Raw genomic sequence first — 16,865 nt, 5'->3', positions numbered from 1 at the left:
GCAGACAATGCGCACCATTGCGCTGCCCGCATTCGAACCAGGAGATTTTGTGACCGCTGACCTCGTCATCGTAGGGTCCGGCTTTTTTGGCCTGACAATCGCAGAACAGGCCGCCACTGAGCTCGGCCTGAAGGTCGTCGTCATCGACCGTCGCCATCACATCGGCGGAAACGCGTACAGCGAAAAGGAAGAGCAGACCGGGATTGAAATCCACCGGTATGGCGCCCACCTTTTCCACACCTCCAACGAGCGGGTGTGGGAGTACGTGAACAGGTTCACCACCTTCACGGACTACGTCCATAAGGTCTATGGCGTCCACAAGGGCGAGGTCTACTCACTGCCGATCAACCTGGCCACAATCAACCAGTTCTTCCGGGCCAACCTCACCCCCGGCCAGGCCAGGGACCTTATCAAGGAACAGGCCGGCGAACTGGCCGGAACGGACCCGCAAAACCTGAACGACAAGGGCATCCAGCTCATTGGCCGCCCGTTGTACGAAGCGTTCATCAAGCACTACACCGGCAAGCAGTGGCAGACGGACCCCAAAGACCTTCCGGCGGGCATCATCTCCCGGTTGCCCGTCCGCTACAACTACGACAACCGGTACTTCAACGACAAGTACGAGGGCCTGCCGACCAACGGTTATACCGCATGGATCGAAAAGATGGCGGAGCACCCCAACATCGAGGTGCGGCTCAACACGGACTTCTTCGACGAATCCCACGAGTACAGCAAGAACAAGGTTGTGGGCAACATCCCCGTCGTCTACACCGGCCCGGTTGACCGGTACTTCGACTACGCCGAGGGCGACTTGTCCTGGCGCACCATCGACTTCGAGGAAGAAGTCCTGGAGATGGGTGACTTCCAGGGCACGTCCGTTGTGAACTACAACGACGCCGATGTTCCCTACACCCGCATCATCGAACCCCGCCACTTCCACCCGGAGCGCGACTACCAGACCGAAAAGACGGTCATCATGCGCGAGTTCTCCCGTTTCGCAGAGAAGGGCGACGAGCCCTACTACCCGGTCAACACCTCCGCGGACAGGGAGCGCCTGCTCAAGTACCGCGACCTGGCGGCGGCAGAGAAGGATGTTCTGTTCGGTGGCCGGCTGGGCACCTACAAGTACCTGGACATGCACATGGCCATCGGAGCCGCGTTGAGCATGTTCGATAACAAGATCAGGCCGCACTTCGAAAGCGGCGTACAGCTTGAAAGCGGGGGAGTCGACGCATGAGCGTCCCTACCGACAACAAGACGAAGAAGTCCGTGAAGACTGACCGGGCGGGAAGCCCGCAGGCGTGGCAGACGCTTCAACGCGTGATCCTGCCCAGTGCAAGCCAGATGGACACGGTTCCCCTGTACATGGACATGGGCACCGCTACCGGTATCCAACTGCCTACTGCCGGGGACCGTGAGGGGAAGGCCAGCAAGGCCCGGACCATCAGCAGCCCCACCAAGGAAGCCCACGTGGAAGACTTCCTTTCACGCCACTCAACGTCTGTCCGCTCAGGCGAGCGGGTGTCCTTCGGTTCCTACTTCAATGCATTCCCGGCCAGCTATTGGCGGCGGTGGACCACCGTGGACAAGGTCAGGCTGCAGGTCCGAACCCAAGGGACCGGCTCCGTCATCGTGTACAAGTCGAATGCGCGCGGGTCCCTGCAGCGGGTGGACACCCGAAGGGTTGAAGGCACAGCGGAAAGCACCTTTGAGCTTTCGCTCGCACCCTTCGGTGATGGCGGATGGTACTGGTTTGACCTGCTTGCCGGTACAGAGCCGTTGATCATGCTCGACGCCGAGTGGCAAGGAGCAGCGGTCGAAACAACGCCGGGGTCCGTCACGCTCCAAATCACCACGCTGAACAAGACGGATTTCTGCCTGAACAACCTGCGCCTCCTTGCGGAAAGCGAAGAAGCACTTGCCCACGTGCAGGAAATCCTGATTGTGGACCAGGGGACGCAGAAGCTTGCCGACGCAGAGGGCTTCGACGAAGTCAAGCGGTCCCTGAACGGCAAGCTTCGCATCATCAACCAGTCCAACCTGGGCGGCTCGGGCGGGTTCGCCCGCGGCATGTTTGAAGCTGTAGAGAACGGCAGCGACTACGCCCTGTTGATGGACGATGACGTGGTTGTCGAACCGGAAAGCATCATCCGCCTGCTGACTTTCGCGGATCGGTGCAAGACACCGACTCTCGTCGGCGGGCATATGTTCGACCTCTACAATCGCACTGTGCTGCATACCTTCGGCGAGGTGGTCAATCCCTACAGGTTCCAGCCGTCGCTCCCCAGCGAGGACATGATCCTGGGCCACGACTTCCTTTCGTCCAACCTTCGGCAGACCCCCTGGCTGCACCGGCGTTGCGACGTCGACTACAACGGCTGGTGGATGTGCCTCATCCCCACGCAGGTCATCCGCGATATCGGATTGTCACTTCCGCTGTTCATCAAGTGGGACGATTCCGAGTACGGGTTGCGGGCCAAGGCCGCCGGCTACCCGACGGTGTCCTTGCCCGGCTCAGCTGTCTGGCATGTCTCGTGGATCGACAAGGACGACCTTGTCGGCTGGCAGGCCTACTTCCACGCCCGCAACAGGGTAGTGGCCGCGCTCCTTCACAGCCCCTACGAGTTCGGCGGCAGGGTCATCAAGGAGTCGCAGTACGCCGACGTCAAGCACCTCGTCTCAATGCAGTACGCCACAGCGCAGGGCCGGCAGTGGGCGTTGGAAGATGTGCTGAAGGGCCCGGATGCCCTGCCAGGACTGCTGTCCGCCAAGCTGCCGCAGATCCGCGACATGATGTCAGCACACTCTGACGCGGTTTTCCGGCCAGACCCGGAAGACTTCCCTGCGCCAAAGATGGATAAGCCGCCACGCCGCGGCCACGGCCCCTCCCAGCCCGGGAAGCTGACGCTCCTTCCCTGGGCCGCAAAGACTGTCGTCCGGCAACTGGCGAGCCCGGTCAAGGGCACCAGCGCCGAGCGCCCACAGACGACAATTGCGCACCAGGACAACCGGTGGTGGCGGATGGCACAGTATGACAGTGCCGTGGTGTCCAATGCCGAGGGCACAGGGGCCTCCTGGTACCGGCGTGATCCCCAGCGGCTGCGGAAGATGCTGGCCGAAAGCGCCAAGCTCCACTCTGCCCTGCTGAAGGAGTGGCCTGCTCTCAGTAAGAAGTACAAGTCCGCCGTTTCGGAGCTGACCTCCATGGAGTCCTGGAGGAAGACGTTCGAGCAACACACCCAGAACGAGATCAAGTGAGCGCAATCGCATCCGGTGAGCTGACCACTCCCGGGCTGGGCGGTGGGTTGCGGGACATCAGGCAGTCCGGCTTCCTGCTCAAGCTGCTGGTCCGCAAGGAACTCAAGGTGCGTTACCGGGGCTCCGTGCTGGGCCTGCTGTGGTCGTACGTGAAGCCCGGGGTGCAGTTCATTGTCTTCTACGTGGCCTTGGGGGTTTTCCTCGGCCTTGAGCGGAGTGCACGGAACCCGGAAGGGCTCTCAAACTACGCGGTCTACCTGTTCTCCGGCATTGTCCTGATTAACTTCTTTACCGAGGCTTTGGGCAACGCCGCGCGGTCGATAGTCAATAACGGAAACCTCATCAAGAAGATCTACCTTCCGCGCGAGCTCTTTCCCGTTGCTTCCGTCTGGGTCTCGGCTGTGCACTTCTTCCCGCAGCTGGTGGTGCTGGTCATCGGGTGTGTCCTGGCCGGCTGGCATCCCAACCTCATTCAACTGCTGGCTGCGGTTGCGGGTTTCGTTATCGTGGCTCTGCTTGCCACGGGACTAGGTCTCTTGTTCGGGGCTGCCAACGTCTATTTCCGGGATTCGGAAAACCTGGTGGATATGCTCCTGATGGTTGCCACCTGGGCTTCCCCTGTGATGTATGCGTGGTCCATGGTCCACGACAAGCTTGGTGCGGGGTGGTTCGCCGTCTACCAAGCAAACCCGATCACTATTGGGGTGGAGCTTTTTCATTATGCGTTCTGGTTCCCCACAACGGACGGATCCGTGGCCATGCCCCCGAATCTTTTCAGTCTTTGGCTGTTTGTTGGGCTGGGCGTGGCGGTGGCCATCCTCCTCTTGGGCCAATTCACCTTCCGGCGCCTTGAGGGCCGTTTCGCGCAGGAGCTATAAGTGGTCAAGGCAATTGAAGTTTCGGATATCAGCAAGCAGTTTGTCCTGCGCCACACACGGTCCATCAAGGAAGCCGTCGTTTGGCTCATAAAGGGGCGCAAGGGAGATCTTTCCGAGAAGTTCCACGCCCTGAAGAACGTATCTCTTGACGTCGAGGCAGGGGAGACCGTGGCGCTCCTGGGCCTGAACGGTTCGGGCAAGTCCACTTTGCTGAAGCACATTTCGGGAGTCATGCTTCCCGACACCGGAACGGTAAAGACGAGGGGCCGGGTTGCCGGACTTATCGAAGTAGGTGCCGGCTTCCACCCCGACCTCTCCGGGCGGGACAACGTGTTCCTCAACGGTGCCATCCTGGGAATGACTGAGCAGCAAATTAAGGAGAGGTTCGACGCTATTGTCGAGTTTTCCGAGATCGGCCAGTTCATTGATACCGAGGTCAAGTTCTATTCTTCAGGGATGTACCTGCGCCTGGCTTTTTCGGTTGCTGTGCACACAGACCCGGAAGTCTTCCTGATCGACGAGATCCTCGCGGTGGGTGACGAGCCTTTCCAGCGCAAATGCATCGATAAGATCCAGGAACTGGCGCACGAGGGAAAGACACTCGTTGTGGTGAGCCACGACTTGGACCTCGTTTCCCGCATCTGCGACCGGGGAATCCTGATGGAGCACGGTAACGTGAAATTCGATGGACCCATCCATGAGGCCGTCTCGATTTTGAGGGCCTGACGGGCGTCATCTGCAGCAGGTCAACGGCTGCACTCACTTTTTGATTGACCATCAGCGGTACGAGGTGCCGCTTCGGCTGGCGTGCCGACAACTTTTCGGAGGATTCTTGTCCTGGTTTGACGCAGTACCGCAGTTTCTCCTCGCAGTGGTTCTGCTGTTCATTCCGGGACTTGCCGTTGGCTTTGCTGCGCGGCTTGGCGCACCCCGGGCGGTCGCAGCAGCTCCGGGCGTAAGCGTCTCGGTCATCGGTATGGCGGCCATCGCCGCACCCTTCCTCGGAGTCACGTGGTCGCTGTTGCCGGTGGTGGCGGTAACCATTGGAATGGCAGTAGTAGCCTTTGGCGCTTCCGTTTTGCTTCGAAAGAGAGCCAAACCGGTTGAATTGGCTGGTGAGGACAGGCCGCGCTATTGGATCGTTGCATCTTTAGCGGCAGCGGCCGTGGCAGCATTCCTGATAGGGCGCAGGCTCCTGAACGCCATTGGCTCGCCTGAGTCGTTCTCGCAGACCTTCGATAACGTCTTCCACTTGAACGCGGTACGGTACATTCTCGACACCGGGTCCGGTTCGTCCCTTACCCTCAACGCCATGACAGGTGCGGGGTCGTATCCTGCCGCCTGGCACGACGTGGTGTCCCTGCTCGTGAGTGCCGGCGGTGGGGAAATAACCTCGTCAGTGAACGCCGTCAACATAGTCGTCGCCGCCCTGGTGTGGCCGCTCGGATGTATATATCTCGCGCAGACTATCTGGGGACGCCGTCCCGCGGTCAGCATCACGGCAGGCGTGCTGTCTGCCGCCTTTGGCGCGTTCCCCATCTCCCTGCTGGATTTCGGAGTCCTCTACCCGAATTTCCTGGCGCTGGCCCTGCTGCCCCTGGTATTGGCCCTGGGAGTGGATGCGCTTGGCCTGTCCGCCGTTTCGCACGGGTCCAGGATCATGAGCCTGCTGCTGTTGCTCGCGGTTCTACCCGGTATGGCCCTCGCCCACCCCAGTGCCGCCATGGCCTGGCTTGCTTTGATGTTGCCTCCCGCCTTCTATGTCTATGTCCGCGTTTTCGCTAAAACCCTTAGGTCCCGGAGGGGCAAGGGACGAGTGGCCGCTTCGGCTGCCCTGGTACTGGCTTTCGTTGCCGCCGTCGTACTGATCCGCCTTCTGTGGGACGTCGTGCGTCCCCCGGCGGAGGCTGCTTTCTGGCCACCGGTGGAGACGACGGGCCAGGCCATCGGGGAACTGATTGCCAGTTCGGCGATCGGACGCCCCGTTGCTTGGGCCGTCATGGCGCTGACGCTCCTTGGCATCTATGCGACCATCCGTTCCGGCCGCAAGGTATGGCTGCTGGGAACTTACCTGGTCGCGGCAGCTCTCTTCGCCGTCGTCAGTTCCTTTCCTGCGGATGACTTCCGGCTGTCTCTCACTGGTATCTGGTACAACGATCCGCCCCGCCTGGCCGCACTCCTGCCATTGGTGACAATCCCGCTGGCCTGCAGGGGCGCCGTCGAGGTCTGGTGCTGGTTGTCCTCAGCCCTGGCGCTGGCTGCCGGCTACCTGAACAAAAGGCGGCCTGGCCGAACCTTCGAGGGGGCAACCACGACGAACAGGCTGCGTCCCGCGGTTCTCTTCACCGCTGCTGGAATCGTCATGATTGTGGCATTGGCAGCGGCCACTCAACGCGGCAACGTCAGCCAGGCGCAAGCTTCGATGGCGGGATCCTATCGGTTGTCGGAGGATTCGCCGCTGGTCTCCACTGATGAGCTGGCGCTCATCAAACGCCTGCCCGGAGAAGTACCCAAGGATGCCCTTATGGTCGGGAATCCCTGGAACGGCAGCTCGCTCGCCTACGCCTTCGCTGACCGGAAGCTCGTCCAGCTGCACATCCTCAGTGCTGTTCCGCAAGGCGCGGCGCCGCTACTCAACGGGCCTGTTCCTTCCAAGGACGATCCCGCCGTGTGCCCCACAGTAGAAAGCCTGAAGATCGAGTACATCCTCGACTTCGGGCACCGTGAAGTACACGGCCGGGACAGTGGCTACAAAGGGCTGGACGCCCTCATAGCTGCAGGTTTGGCCACGTTGGAGGACTCACAGGGTGAAGCAAAGCTGTACAGGCTTGACCTGTGCCCTGCTCCCTAATGCTTGCAGTGGAATAAAACTTAGTGGTTTGCGACCTCGTGGGCCCTCGCACATCACATGTGGGCTGCCGGTTACCTTATGCACGAAGATAACGCCGGAGCACGTACACCTGGAAAGCGGCGACCGCCACTTCTGAAATCGCCATACCCCAAATCACCCCGGCCACACCAAAGTATGCTGCTCCCAACAGGATCAAGGGGGTACCAAGGACAGCCCCGACCAAAGTGGACCTCGCCAACTCCCTGGCCTTGCCAATGGGTACCAGGCATGCAAGCCCAATGACTTGTGACACGGCAACTGCAGCAAAACTAGTACCAACGGGAATACTCAGGTTATAACCGAAATTGGTCGGTCCAGGGACAAGGAGTTGGGCCGCCCAAGGTCCCGCCGCCGCGAGAACTGAACCCCCGACAATCCCCAGTAGCGGGGCAAATTGTGCTGCCCTCCTGATCCTATGGGTAGTGGAGCCAGCACCCCCCTCGGGGATCCAGCCTTGAACGAATTGCAGAATGGGTGAGAACGCGGTGACCGAGAAGCGGAAGAGACGGTCTGCGATGGCGTAGCTCGCCAATTGCGCGGGAATGATCATATTCACCGCCACCATGGGCAAGTTGACGTAAAAGCTTCCAGTGGCTGCCGTGATGACCCCATGACGTTGCTGCGCCATTTGCCGGAGAGAGTTCCGCAAAGAAAAGTTGGGCGCCAGTTGGCCGCTACCGTCCCGAAGTATCACGCGGGAACTAATCACAACGGCACAAATGTTGAAGACCAGTTGCGTGATGACCAGTAACGTGAAATCCCCGGTCATCACCAGAACGCCCACGCCTGCCACCGTGCCGAGCAACTGGGGGAGGGCATCAAACAGGAACAGTCTCATGGGCTTGCCCTCGCCGACAAAGTACCAGGAAGCCCCGACGAATGGCATGAGGTAGGCGGCTGAAGCGATAGAAACAAACACAGCTTCCCGGGGCCGCAGCACTGCCAAGACGATCATCATGACAGGAGCAGCCACGAGCAGCAGGTACGTGCGGGTGATTAGGGAGTCCAAAAAAAGCTGCGGCCGGTCCCTGCGGTCATGGGAGGCTACAAGACCCGGACCTATTGTTCCCCAGCCGAAAGCAACGACTACACCAAACAGGGTTGCGAGCGATTGCACGAGAACCTGCACCGCCCACGCATCGGCACCCACCACTCTCGTGATGATTGGAATCGCGAGAAGTCCAACGACAGTTCCTGCTCCAACGGTGAGAGCGAAGGTACCCATGCGAAACAGGGCGGCCATGATTGCCTTCATGACGCTTAGACCAACCTTTCGATCCCAGGCGCGGGTTAAGCGCCAAAGTCTCCAGCTTAGAGCAGCGATGGCACTGCCGCTCCGCAAGCCCACGCCGGTCCACTAAGCTGTATTGGTAACTCGCACCGCAAAGTCAGGATGGTCCATGTCCGTAGCAGCCGTAGTTGTGTCCTTCAATAGACTGGATTATCTGAAGAAGTGCCTCACGGCATTGGAGGAGCAAACTCGGCCACTGGATGAGATCATCGTGGTCGAAAATGGCTCCACTGACGGCAGTGCCGATTACGTACGGCAAAACCATCCAGGCATCACACTCTTTGAAACCGGGGCGAATCTGGGTGGGGCCGGCGGATTCGCTTGGGGTCTTGAGCTTGCCTTGAAGCATGGGCACAGTCTCGCCTGGTTGATGGACGACGACGCCGAGCCCAGAAGGGATGCATTGGGGCCCCTCGTTGCTGCGATGGAGAGCGAACCGCGGCCGGGATTTGCCGCGCCGCTTGTTGAAGACGAGACCGGAGCGGTTGTCCAAGGGAACCTCCCAGCAGTGTCGACGGACGCCAATGCGCAGCTTGTCGCCCGGAAGCTGGGGGGCATTGCGCTGACGCACACCACGTTTGTAGGGGCCCTTGTCGATCTCAAGCTTTCGGCGGCCATGCCCCTTCCCTATGCAGACTTCTTCATTTGGTTTGACGACGTTGAGTACACCAAGCGCTTGGCCCGTACCTCCTTCGGCATCCACGTAGTCGAGGCGCGCATGAAGCACCCCAATAATGCCGGAAAAAAGGACATGGGCGGACGCCTTTACTACTACCTGCGAAACCAGTTGTGGATCACCCGCCTCAGCCCTCGGCCGTGGTCGCTTACTCAGCGTCCGCTCTTCAGGCTTGCGGAGTTGTCAGTACTGGCGCTCCATCAGTTCAAGATCGCTGGAAACAAGCGGCTCTGGGTCTCGAGCACCGCACGGGGCCTCGCCCACGGGATGTTCCGCACGCCCGCTGCGCTTCAGCCAGGCGACCTTTTCGCCACCCTGCCGCCCGAGAAGCGGAAGCAGTTTGGTTCCCGGCCCTAGCGGCACCAAGGTCTGAAAACGGCGCCGAGCAGGATCTCCAGGACCCTCATCATGGGTACGTTCCGGCGCCGCCAACCGCCGGCCAGAAGCTGCACAAGCCGTACGGTGCGGGGCTTGGCATATACATCCAAGGCTTCCGTCAGATCGGCCGGGAAGGGTTGCCCCGCTGGCTGACCACGCTGCAGGAGCGTACGTGCCATCAGCGTCCGCCAGCCCAGCCCCGTCTTGTAAATGATCCTGCAGATACTCCGTGCTGAGGCATTGCCTTCGTAGCGGCGGACGAACCGGAAGGTGTTCCGGATCGAGCCGACAAGGCTCTGGCTCGATTCCCCAACTACGTTGCCGCCATGTTGGACGTAATCCTGCAGCACCAAGTCTTCGATCCTGACGCCCTTTCCGGCCATGGCGCAAAGTGCGATCCAGTGGTCGTGGTACTGGGAGGGAGCGGCCAGAGATGGAAAAGGCAGCGCCAAGTCGAGGACCTCACGGCGGAAGGCACACAGCGAGCCTGTGACTTGATTATTGGCGAAGAGGTCGGCTGCGCCAACATTCTTCCGGTCGGTCAACTCGCCTTTGGCCGGATCGGGATCTGTCATTGAAATTTCCGCTGACACTACCCGCGCCTGGCAGGTCACAAGCGCGGAATCATCCAGATACGGCAGTAGCTTGGTCAGCTTCTGGGGATACCAGTAGTCATCCTGGTCGCTGAGGGCAACCCAGCGGGCCTCCGCCGGCACTTCCTTCAGCGCCCGCTCAAAGTTGTGATGGAACCCGAGCCTGTTGTCGTATCCGAGTACGCGGAAACGGTCATCGTCGCCGCACGTGCGCTTCACGATGCCCTGAACCCGTTCGACGTTGCCGTCAACTGAGATAAGGCATACGAACTCCTTATGCGTCTGTGCCTGGATGGACAAAAGCTGGCGCGCGAACATCGCTTCATCAGGCTCATAGGCCGCCAGAGCCACCGCTCCGTATGATCCGGCGAAGGTCTGGGCAGCTAAGGACGGACTGGAAGGCGTACCGGTCATCGGGTCTGGAGCTTTCGACTTAGGGCAACGAAGAAGGCACGGAGCAGCATGACCCTTGCCCGGATGATAACGGAGACGGGCCGTCGCGATTTGGGTGTGGTGTTTTGCTCGTGCAAACGGCGTGCCACGGTGGCAGATTCCACGTGTGCCATTTCCCGGTTCAGGTTCGCCACGATTGCTATCCACTGGTCATGCGTTTCAGTCAGAAACGACGGGAAAGGAAGAATGAGCCGTTTCGCGTCGGCGCGGAAAGCCATGGTGCAGCCGTAGTAGGGCCGGATGCCGATCCACGTGGTGACCAGGTTGGCTAGCCACCGCCTGCTGTCGGCCTCCTTCAATTGCACTTTCTGCAATTTGTTGGCAGGGCCGCCGAACACGGTGAAATTGCTTGCCGCGAATGCCTTGGTTTGCAGGGCCTTCAGCAGTTTGTCCAGCCGCCCGGGTATCCAGACGTCGTCCTGGTCAGAGAGCATAATGTAGGCCCCTCTGCTCGCCGCGATAGCCTTCTCGAAGCTGGCAACGTAGCCCTGATTTTCCCCGCTCGGAAGGAGGATTATGCGCGGATCCTTGATCCTGCGGACGACGTCGGTCGTTGCATCCTTGGAGGCATCGTCAACGACGACGAGTTCATCATCCGGCGAAAGTTGGTCGAGGATGGACGCTATTTGCTCCGCAACGTAATCCTGGCCGTTGTAGGTGGCCATGCAGACAGATACCCGGACAGTTTCTTTTGCGCTCATGAACTGATCCGTTCCTGCAGCGAAGGATCGATTTTCCCAAGCCGTCCGGTCCAGCCATCCCAGCACCCCCGGGCGAGCGCGCGCAGTTGGCCTTTGCGGTTTGCGCCGTACAGCAGCCTGAAGATGTCACTTTCCATCTGGAAGCGGAGCCGCCGCACCAGCCAGCCCGGAAAGCGCGCCCCGTATTGGCGCCACAGGTAAATGCTGTTCCGGGTTATGTAGTAGACCCGGAACGGCGCATGCGAGTGGACGTGCCGTTTGATGCCCAAAACCGTTACGTGCCACCCGAACAACATCATCGGCTGTGCGTGCCCGAGTGAGTGGGTCATATTGCAGCCTTTTCCGATCAAAGTCGCAAGGCCATGCGACCGTACGCGCAGGTTGAATTCCGAGTCCACGCAGTCTATAAAGAGCCGCTCGTCCATCATCCCAACGGACTTGAGGGTGGAGACGGGTATCAGGGCGCCGGACTGCAAGGGATCGAACGCCTCGGGAAACTCTGCCCGTCGGGTGAGCAGGGGAACGTTTAGTCCATTGTGCGACTGGGCGCTGACGAGCCCCGGCTCGATTCCCTTGGCCTTGGCTTCTGCAAAGGTCTCCAGCGCCGCAGCGACGTAGCCGGGATCCAGCGCCGAGTCCTGGTCCAGGGTCAACACAAAGTCGGGGGACCAGTTTTTGAGCGCCAAATCGATGCCGGCGTTGAGGGCGGCGGCAATGCCTACATTTCCGGGCATCCGGATTACTGAGCAGCCCATCCCTTCGAGCTCCTGCAATACGGGGCTGGAGCGGTTTATGTCGGAACCATCGTCCACCACCACGGTCTGCGCCACTTGCTTGTTGAGCTCCAGGACCCTCTCGGGCAAGTCCTCAGGGGGGTGGAATGCTGAAATAATGGCCACCACTCGGGCGTCACTCTGGCGCGTCACGTCTCACTGTTCCTTTTCGCTTATCCGGATTGACCGACCCGCATGCGAGGGGACTGTCAGGCAGCACGGCCCAGTCTATCGTTGGCTCGTAGAGCCCTTCCATTCGTCCCCGCTGACCGTGGTCTGTCGAGACACCCGACGAGGGTGGCCAGCGGTGACGGGGTAGCATTATCGGGGTGCTCATTACCGGGCAGACAGATCCCACCTGTGTTGATTCAAGAAAAGGACCTACCTGGCACATGGCCATTGACGTATTGCTTCCCTACTATGGGGATGTCGACCTGATGAAACTCGCTGCCCAGAGTGTCATGAGCCAGCAGTTCGAAGACTGGCGCCTCATTGTGGTGGATGACGGGTTTCCAAGCCCGGAACCCCAGCGTTGGTTCGAATCCATCTCCGATCCCCGGGTGACGTACCAGAAGAACGAAACGAACCTTGGTGCCAACGGTAATTACCGCAAAGCGCTGGAATTGGCCGATGCGCCGATCGTGGTCGTTATGGGTGCTGACGACATCATGCTGCCCAACTACTTGTCCGTCGTTTCCAATGCCTTCGAGGCCTTCCCGCAGGCCAGCGTGGTCCAGCCCGGCGTGCAGGTGATTGACGAGAAGGGCCGCGCCTGCTCACCCCTTGTCGACATCGTGAAAAAGGTCTACGCGCCGAGCACGAAGGAACCGGTTCTCCTTCAGGGCGAAAAGATGGCCACCAGCCTCGTGCGCGCCGATTGGGCTTATTTCCCGTCTCTCGCTTGGCGAACCGACGTGATCCGGCGCATCGGCTTCACTGAAGGATTGCACGTCGTGCAGGACCTCGCCCTCCTGCTCGATATCGCCGCTGAAAACGGATCAATGGTAGTTGACCCCACCTTGGCATTCCTCTACCGGCGCCACTCGGCGTCAGATTCATCAGTCAAGGCCTTGGACGGGCGGCGCTTTGATGAGGAGCGGGCGTTCTTTGAAGGGCAGGCGCGGCGGTTCCGCGAGCTTGGCTGGCAGCGGACGGCCCGGGCTGCGGCCTTCCATACGACGTCACGCCTGAACGCTGCCACCCTGGTGGCCCGTTCGCTGGCTGTTGGAAAAACGGACTCGCTGCCCCGGCTGCTGAAGCACGTTGTTTCCTAGCAGGGCTTAAACAGTAAGGTGGCTCCCGGCCCAAGGCCGGGAGCCACCTTACTTTTTAACCGGTGGGCTATTTCAGGCAGTGGTTTCAGGCGGTTTCCCGACTCCGCGAACGTCACCGCCCGGTGCAGATTGGTTCCCGGCCCTGCCGGTCTCCAGTTCCTGCATCTTGAGGCGAAGAATTCCCACTTCCTCAGCCAGGACCCGGATCTCATCCTCTGCTTGGGACTGTTCGAAGGAAAGGTGCAGGCAGACCAGAACGAGCAGCAGCAGCGCCATCGCGAAAAGCAGATTGGAAGGTACCTGCACGCCGAGCAGGCCACTGGCCCAGAACAGAAGCTGTGGGAAGGCAACCAGGATGAGAACGCCGATGCCTATGATGATCCAAAGCACAGCGTACTTTTCCCGCAGGTGCCGGCGGCGGAGCATCTCGAAAATGATGAGCAGGATGACCAGCACAAAGATAAAGCCAACGAGGGTGGCCATGGAAACTCCTAGTTGGATGACGGTTCGTTCTTCTTGCGCGTCAAAGCGAAGAGGAGGGCAAAAGCTGACCGGCCCAGGTAGATGGCAGCTTTGACGGGGTCGTGGCTCGGCGTTCCGCCCTGCCGTTCCCGCATGGAGACACCAACCTGGCGTACCGTGCATCCGGACCGGATCGCAACAACCAGGGAATCGATGGTGTCGCCAAGGTACTCCGCCGGGTAGTGGTCAACGTATTGCCTGATGGCTTTCGCGTTGGCAGCGCGGAAACCCGAGGTGACGTCGGTCAGCTTGGTCCCGGCGATCTTCGATATGGTCCAGGCAAGGACGTTCATGGCCCACTTGCGCGGACCGCGGACCGTGTAGTTTCCTTTGTCCGCGAAGCGGGCACCAATGGCGATGTCTGCTTCCCGAAGGCCGTCAAGGACTGCCTTGATGTCGCGGGGATCGTGCTGGCCGTCCGAGTCGACTTGGATGACCTGGTCATATCCGTGCATCTTCGCGTACTTGAACCCGGTACGCATGGCACCGCCCACGCCCATGTTGAAGGGAAGCTGCACTACCAGCGCGCCTGCTGCACGGGCCACCTGTGCGGTGTTATCCCGGGAACCGTCGTCCACCACCAGAACATCGCAGGCGGGCCCGAATTCAAAGACTTCCCGGACCGTGTTGCCGATGGCCTCGGATTCGTTCCAGGCCGGCATGATGACCAGAGTGCGCAGGGCTTGCTCCGCAGGTGTCATGCCTTATCGGTTTCCAACTTGAGATACGTTGCCAGCCGCTGATCGGCGTCAACAACTTCGAAACCCGTTGACCGTGCCTTTTCAAGGTTAAGTGCACTGAAAAGGGGGCGGGGGGCTGCCGCTTTGTCCTTGAAGTACTCGGCTGTCGTGATGCCCGTGACGTCACCCCGGGCCGCTCCGGATTGCTCGTAAACGTCTCCGGCGATATCCGCCCAGCTTTTGACCGGGCCGTCATTGCTGAAGTTGTATGTTCCGAAGGCGGCGTCCCCACTCAGCAGGTGTCGAATGAAGGCTGCGATGTCTTCGGTGAAACTCAGCCGGCCCTTTTGGTCATTGACGACCGAGGGTTTGACCCCTTTGCGCGCGAGGCTGGCCATCGTGCGCACAAAGTTGTTGCCTTCCCCGATGACCCAGCTCGTCCTGACGATGTAGTGGCGCGGAACGACGCTCACCACCGCGTCCCCTGCGGCCTTGGTCTGCCCATAGACGCCCAGGGGCGTGAAGGACTCGTCTTCGTCGTGGTTGTCCAGAGTTCCGTCGAAGACATAGTCCGAAGAGACATGCACCAGAGTGAGGTTATGCTCGACGGCGGTGCGCGCCAGGTGCGCCACGGCGGCGACGTTGATGGACCAGGAGGCGCTCCGGCCTTCTGCCGTTTCTGCAGCGTCGACGGCGGTGTAGGCGGCAGCGTTGATGATGGTGGAGTAGTTCTTCCAGTTCCTGCCCGTGAAACTGGCCTCACTGGTGAGGTCAAACTCCGCCCGGCTTGCGAACTCAACTGTTGTGTCGCCGTCGTACGTCCTGCGCAGTGCTTTGCCCAGCTGCCCGTCCGCGCCCACCACAAGGATCTTCCTCGCGGGCATCGGCGCGACATCAGCCATCCGCGGATGCGCCTTATCCTTGTCCGAGAGCTCGGCCTGGGCAAGTGGAATGGGCCACTGGATGGCCGCTGTTTCATCCGCCAGGTTGAGGAAGGTGTACTGACCCTGTGCGTCCGCGGACCAGTGGTCATTCACCAGGTAGGTGTATGCCGTGTTGTCCTCAAGTGTTTGGAAGGCGTTGCCGACTCCCCGCGGAATGAAGATGGCCTGGCTTGGATCAAGCTCCGCGGTGAAGACAGCCCCGAAAGAGGGCCCCTCACGCAGATCGACCCATGCCCCGAAGATACGGCCGGTGGCAACCGAGATGAACTTGTCCCAAGGCTCGGCGTGGATCCCGCGGGTGGTGCCGGCCTTTTCGTTGTATGAAATGTTGTTCTGGACCGGGCGGAAGTCGGGCAGCCCGAGGGCGACCATCTTTTCCCGCTGCCAGTTCTCCTTGAACCAGCCCCGGTTGTCGCCGTGGACCGGAAGGTCATAGAGGACGACGCCGGGAATGGGGGTTTGGTGGGCGGCAAGCTTTTTTGAGAACTCCAGGGACATTTGTTACTGGCCCTGTTCCTTGTACTTGGCCTCGGTGGCCGCTTTTTGTGGACGCCACCAGTCCTCGTTTTCCCGGTACCACGCGATGGTGTTTTCGATCCCCTCATCGAAATTGGAGAACCTGGGCTCCCACCCGAGCTCATTGCGAAGCTTGGTGGAGTCAATCGCGTACCTCAGGTCGTGGCCGGGGCGGTCGATCACGTGGTCGTACGCGTCAGGGGACTGGCCCATATGCTTGAGGATCAGTTCGACAACTTCTTTGTTGTTCTTTTCTCCGTCGGCCCCGATCAGGTACGTTTCGCCGACGGTTCCCTTGGCGATGATGGCCAGCACAGCTGAGGAATGATCATTGGCATGGATCCAGTCCCTGACATTCTCGCCCTTGCCGTAGAGCTTGGGGCGGATCCCATCGATCACGTTGGTGATCTGCCGGGGAATGAACTTTTCCACGTGCTGGTACGGACCGTAGTTGTTGGAGCAGTTGCTGATGGTGGCCTGCAGGCCGAAGGACCGCACCCACGCCCGCACCAGGAGATCAGATCCGGCTTTGGTGGAGGAGTACGGACTGGACGGGTTGTAGGGAGTCTGCTCCGTGAAGCGCTCCGGGTCATCCAGTTCCAGGTCTCCGTAGACCTCGTCAGTCGAAATGTGGTGGAAGCGCTTGTTGTGCTTGCGGGCTGCTTCGATCAGCGTGTAGGTGCCGATGATGTTGGTGTCCAGGAACGGGCGGGGGTCGTGGAGGGAGTTGTCGTTGTGGGACTCAGCAGCATAATGAACGACTACGTCGGCGTCGGCCACCAGGCCATCGACAGTCCCGGCGTCCGCAATGTCGCCCTGAACGAAGTTGAAGCGTTCCTGCGGAAGGCCCTGCAACGACTCAAGATTGCCCGCGTAGGTCAGCTTGTCCAGAACAGTGACATGGTCTTCGGTGTTTTCGAGAACGTAGTGGACAAAGTTTGAGCCGATAAAGCCGGCTCCGCCGGTCACTAGAAGTCGCTGCATAATTCCCTAGACTACCGGATTTGCTGCTGCCCTAAGCGAAGGGAAAGATGGGTG

Annotated in this window: 15 protein-coding genes; 7 read left to right on the top strand and 8 right to left on the bottom strand. The window is 60.3% G+C overall.

Annotated elements, in window-relative coordinates:
* Positions 1 to 49: 49 nt before the first annotated feature.
* The 5 genes from glf (at position 50) to JCQ34_RS12235 (ending at position 6,987) form a co-directional block, all read left to right on the top strand.
* Positions 50 to 1,237 (top strand): UDP-galactopyranose mutase, encoded by a 1,188-nt coding sequence (gene glf / locus JCQ34_RS12255; RefSeq protein WP_286397917.1) that lies wholly within the window; start codon positions 50 to 52, stop codon positions 1,235 to 1,237.
* Positions 1,234 to 3,258 carry a glycosyltransferase gene (locus tag JCQ34_RS12250; RefSeq protein ID WP_286397916.1) on the top strand — a complete coding sequence of 675 codons (2,025 nt, stop codon included), beginning with the start codon at positions 1,234 to 1,236 and terminating at the stop codon, positions 3,256 to 3,258. The genes glf and JCQ34_RS12250 overlap by 4 nt, the downstream gene beginning before the upstream one ends.
* Complete coding sequence (locus tag JCQ34_RS12245) at positions 3,255 to 4,136, top strand: ABC transporter permease (RefSeq protein ID WP_286397915.1); 882 nt, start codon at positions 3,255 to 3,257, stop codon at positions 4,134 to 4,136. Before JCQ34_RS12250 ends, JCQ34_RS12245 begins: the two co-directional genes overlap by 4 nt.
* Complete coding sequence (locus JCQ34_RS12240) at positions 4,137 to 4,862, top strand: ABC transporter ATP-binding protein (RefSeq protein ID WP_286397914.1); 726 nt, start codon at positions 4,137 to 4,139, stop codon at positions 4,860 to 4,862. It abuts the gene before it with no gap.
* Positions 4,863 to 4,968: 106 nt separating this feature from the next.
* A complete protein-coding gene (locus tag JCQ34_RS12235; RefSeq protein WP_286397912.1) occupies positions 4,969 to 6,987 on the top strand; it encodes a DUF6541 family protein in 2,019 nt (672 codons plus the stop codon).
* 76 nt (positions 6,988 to 7,063) lie between these two features.
* Here the strand turns inward: JCQ34_RS12235 and JCQ34_RS12230 are convergent, their stop codons facing one another.
* Complete coding sequence (locus JCQ34_RS12230) at positions 7,064 to 8,281, bottom strand: lipopolysaccharide biosynthesis protein (protein ID WP_286397911.1); 1,218 nt, start codon at positions 8,279 to 8,281, stop codon at positions 7,064 to 7,066.
* 145 nt (positions 8,282 to 8,426) lie between these two features.
* Here JCQ34_RS12230 and JCQ34_RS12225 point away from each other — a divergent pair, with 145 nt between their 5' ends.
* Positions 8,427 to 9,350 carry a glycosyltransferase family 2 protein gene (locus JCQ34_RS12225; RefSeq protein ID WP_286397909.1) on the top strand — a complete coding sequence of 308 codons (924 nt, stop codon included), beginning with the start codon at positions 8,427 to 8,429 and terminating at the stop codon, positions 9,348 to 9,350.
* Here JCQ34_RS12225 and JCQ34_RS12220 read toward each other — a convergent pair.
* The 3 genes from JCQ34_RS12220 to JCQ34_RS12210 are packed head-to-tail and all read right to left on the bottom strand — an operon-like array spanning position 9,347 to position 12,044.
* The gene (locus JCQ34_RS12220) at positions 9,347 to 10,378 is read right to left on the bottom strand and encodes a glycosyltransferase (RefSeq protein WP_286397907.1); all 1,032 of its coding nucleotides are present in this window, start codon (positions 10,376 to 10,378) and stop codon (positions 9,347 to 9,349) included. The genes JCQ34_RS12225 and JCQ34_RS12220 overlap by 4 nt on opposite strands.
* The gene (locus JCQ34_RS12215; RefSeq protein WP_286397905.1) at positions 10,375 to 11,118 is read right to left on the bottom strand and encodes a glycosyltransferase; all 744 of its coding nucleotides are present in this window, start codon (positions 11,116 to 11,118) and stop codon (positions 10,375 to 10,377) included. The genes JCQ34_RS12220 and JCQ34_RS12215 overlap by 4 nt, the downstream gene beginning before the upstream one ends.
* Positions 11,115 to 12,044: a glycosyltransferase gene (locus JCQ34_RS12210; RefSeq protein ID WP_286397903.1), complete on the bottom strand. Its 930-nt coding sequence runs from the start codon at positions 12,042 to 12,044 to the stop codon at positions 11,115 to 11,117. Before JCQ34_RS12210 ends, JCQ34_RS12215 begins: the two co-directional genes overlap by 4 nt.
* Positions 12,045 to 12,283: 239 nt before the next feature.
* On the opposite strand from JCQ34_RS12210, the gene JCQ34_RS12205 reads away from it, so the two are divergent.
* Positions 12,284 to 13,165, top strand: coding sequence for a glycosyltransferase family 2 protein (locus JCQ34_RS12205; protein WP_286397901.1), 882 nt, complete (start codon positions 12,284 to 12,286; stop codon positions 13,163 to 13,165).
* Positions 13,166 to 13,237: 72 nt separating this feature from the next.
* Here JCQ34_RS12205 and JCQ34_RS12200 read toward each other — a convergent pair whose 3' ends face one another.
* From JCQ34_RS12200 to rfbB, 4 genes are read right to left on the bottom strand one after another with little or no spacing between them, the layout of a single operon-like run.
* Positions 13,238 to 13,648, bottom strand: a complete 411-nt coding sequence (locus tag JCQ34_RS12200) for a DUF2304 domain-containing protein (protein WP_286397899.1) — start codon at positions 13,646 to 13,648, stop codon at positions 13,238 to 13,240.
* 8 nt (positions 13,649 to 13,656) lie between these two features.
* Positions 13,657 to 14,388, bottom strand: coding sequence for a glycosyltransferase family 2 protein (locus tag JCQ34_RS12195; protein WP_286397897.1), 732 nt, complete (start codon positions 14,386 to 14,388; stop codon positions 13,657 to 13,659).
* Positions 14,385 to 15,809 carry a bifunctional dTDP-4-dehydrorhamnose 3,5-epimerase family protein/NAD(P)-dependent oxidoreductase gene (locus JCQ34_RS12190; protein ID WP_286397895.1) on the bottom strand — a complete coding sequence of 475 codons (1,425 nt, stop codon included), beginning with the start codon at positions 15,807 to 15,809 and terminating at the stop codon, positions 14,385 to 14,387. The genes JCQ34_RS12195 and JCQ34_RS12190 overlap by 4 nt, the downstream gene beginning before the upstream one ends.
* A gap of 3 nt (positions 15,810 to 15,812) precedes the next feature.
* On the bottom strand, positions 15,813 to 16,811 hold the full coding sequence (gene rfbB / locus JCQ34_RS12185; RefSeq protein ID WP_286397893.1) for a dTDP-glucose 4,6-dehydratase: 999 nt from the start codon (positions 16,809 to 16,811) through the stop codon (positions 15,813 to 15,815).
* Positions 16,812 to 16,865: the final 54 nt, after the last annotated feature.

Origin of the sequence: Pseudarthrobacter defluvii (genome assembly GCF_030323865.1) — a bacterium.
Lineage (GTDB): Bacteria > Actinomycetota > Actinomycetes > Actinomycetales > Micrococcaceae > Arthrobacter > Arthrobacter sedimenti.
The sequence above is the reverse complement of the archived record's forward strand: the minus strand, read 5'-3'. Positions and strand labels throughout refer to the sequence as shown.

Coding starts and splice junctions, on each gene's coding strand:
- JCQ34_RS12250 (WP_286397916.1), top strand. CDS start 1,234: ATGAGCGTCCCTACCGACAACAAGACGAAGAAGTCCGTGAAGACTGAC.
- JCQ34_RS12230 (WP_286397911.1), bottom strand. CDS start 8,281: ATGAAGGCAATCATGGCCGCCCTGTTTCGCATGGGTACCTTCGCTCTC.
- JCQ34_RS12225 (WP_286397909.1), top strand. CDS start 8,427: ATGTCCGTAGCAGCCGTAGTTGTGTCCTTCAATAGACTGGATTATCTG.
- JCQ34_RS12220 (WP_286397907.1), bottom strand. CDS start 10,378: ATGACCGGTACGCCTTCCAGTCCGTCCTTAGCTGCCCAGACCTTCGCC.
- JCQ34_RS12215 (WP_286397905.1), bottom strand. CDS start 11,118: ATGAGCGCAAAAGAAACTGTCCGGGTATCTGTCTGCATGGCCACCTAC.
- JCQ34_RS12205 (WP_286397901.1), top strand. CDS start 12,284: ATGGCCATTGACGTATTGCTTCCCTACTATGGGGATGTCGACCTGATG.
- JCQ34_RS12200 (WP_286397899.1), bottom strand. CDS start 13,648: ATGGCCACCCTCGTTGGCTTTATCTTTGTGCTGGTCATCCTGCTCATC.
- JCQ34_RS12195 (WP_286397897.1), bottom strand. CDS start 14,388: ATGACACCTGCGGAGCAAGCCCTGCGCACTCTGGTCATCATGCCGGCC.
- JCQ34_RS12190 (WP_286397895.1), bottom strand. CDS start 15,809: ATGTCCCTGGAGTTCTCAAAAAAGCTTGCCGCCCACCAAACCCCCATT.
- rfbB (WP_286397893.1), bottom strand. CDS start 16,811: ATGCAGCGACTTCTAGTGACCGGCGGAGCCGGCTTTATCGGCTCAAAC.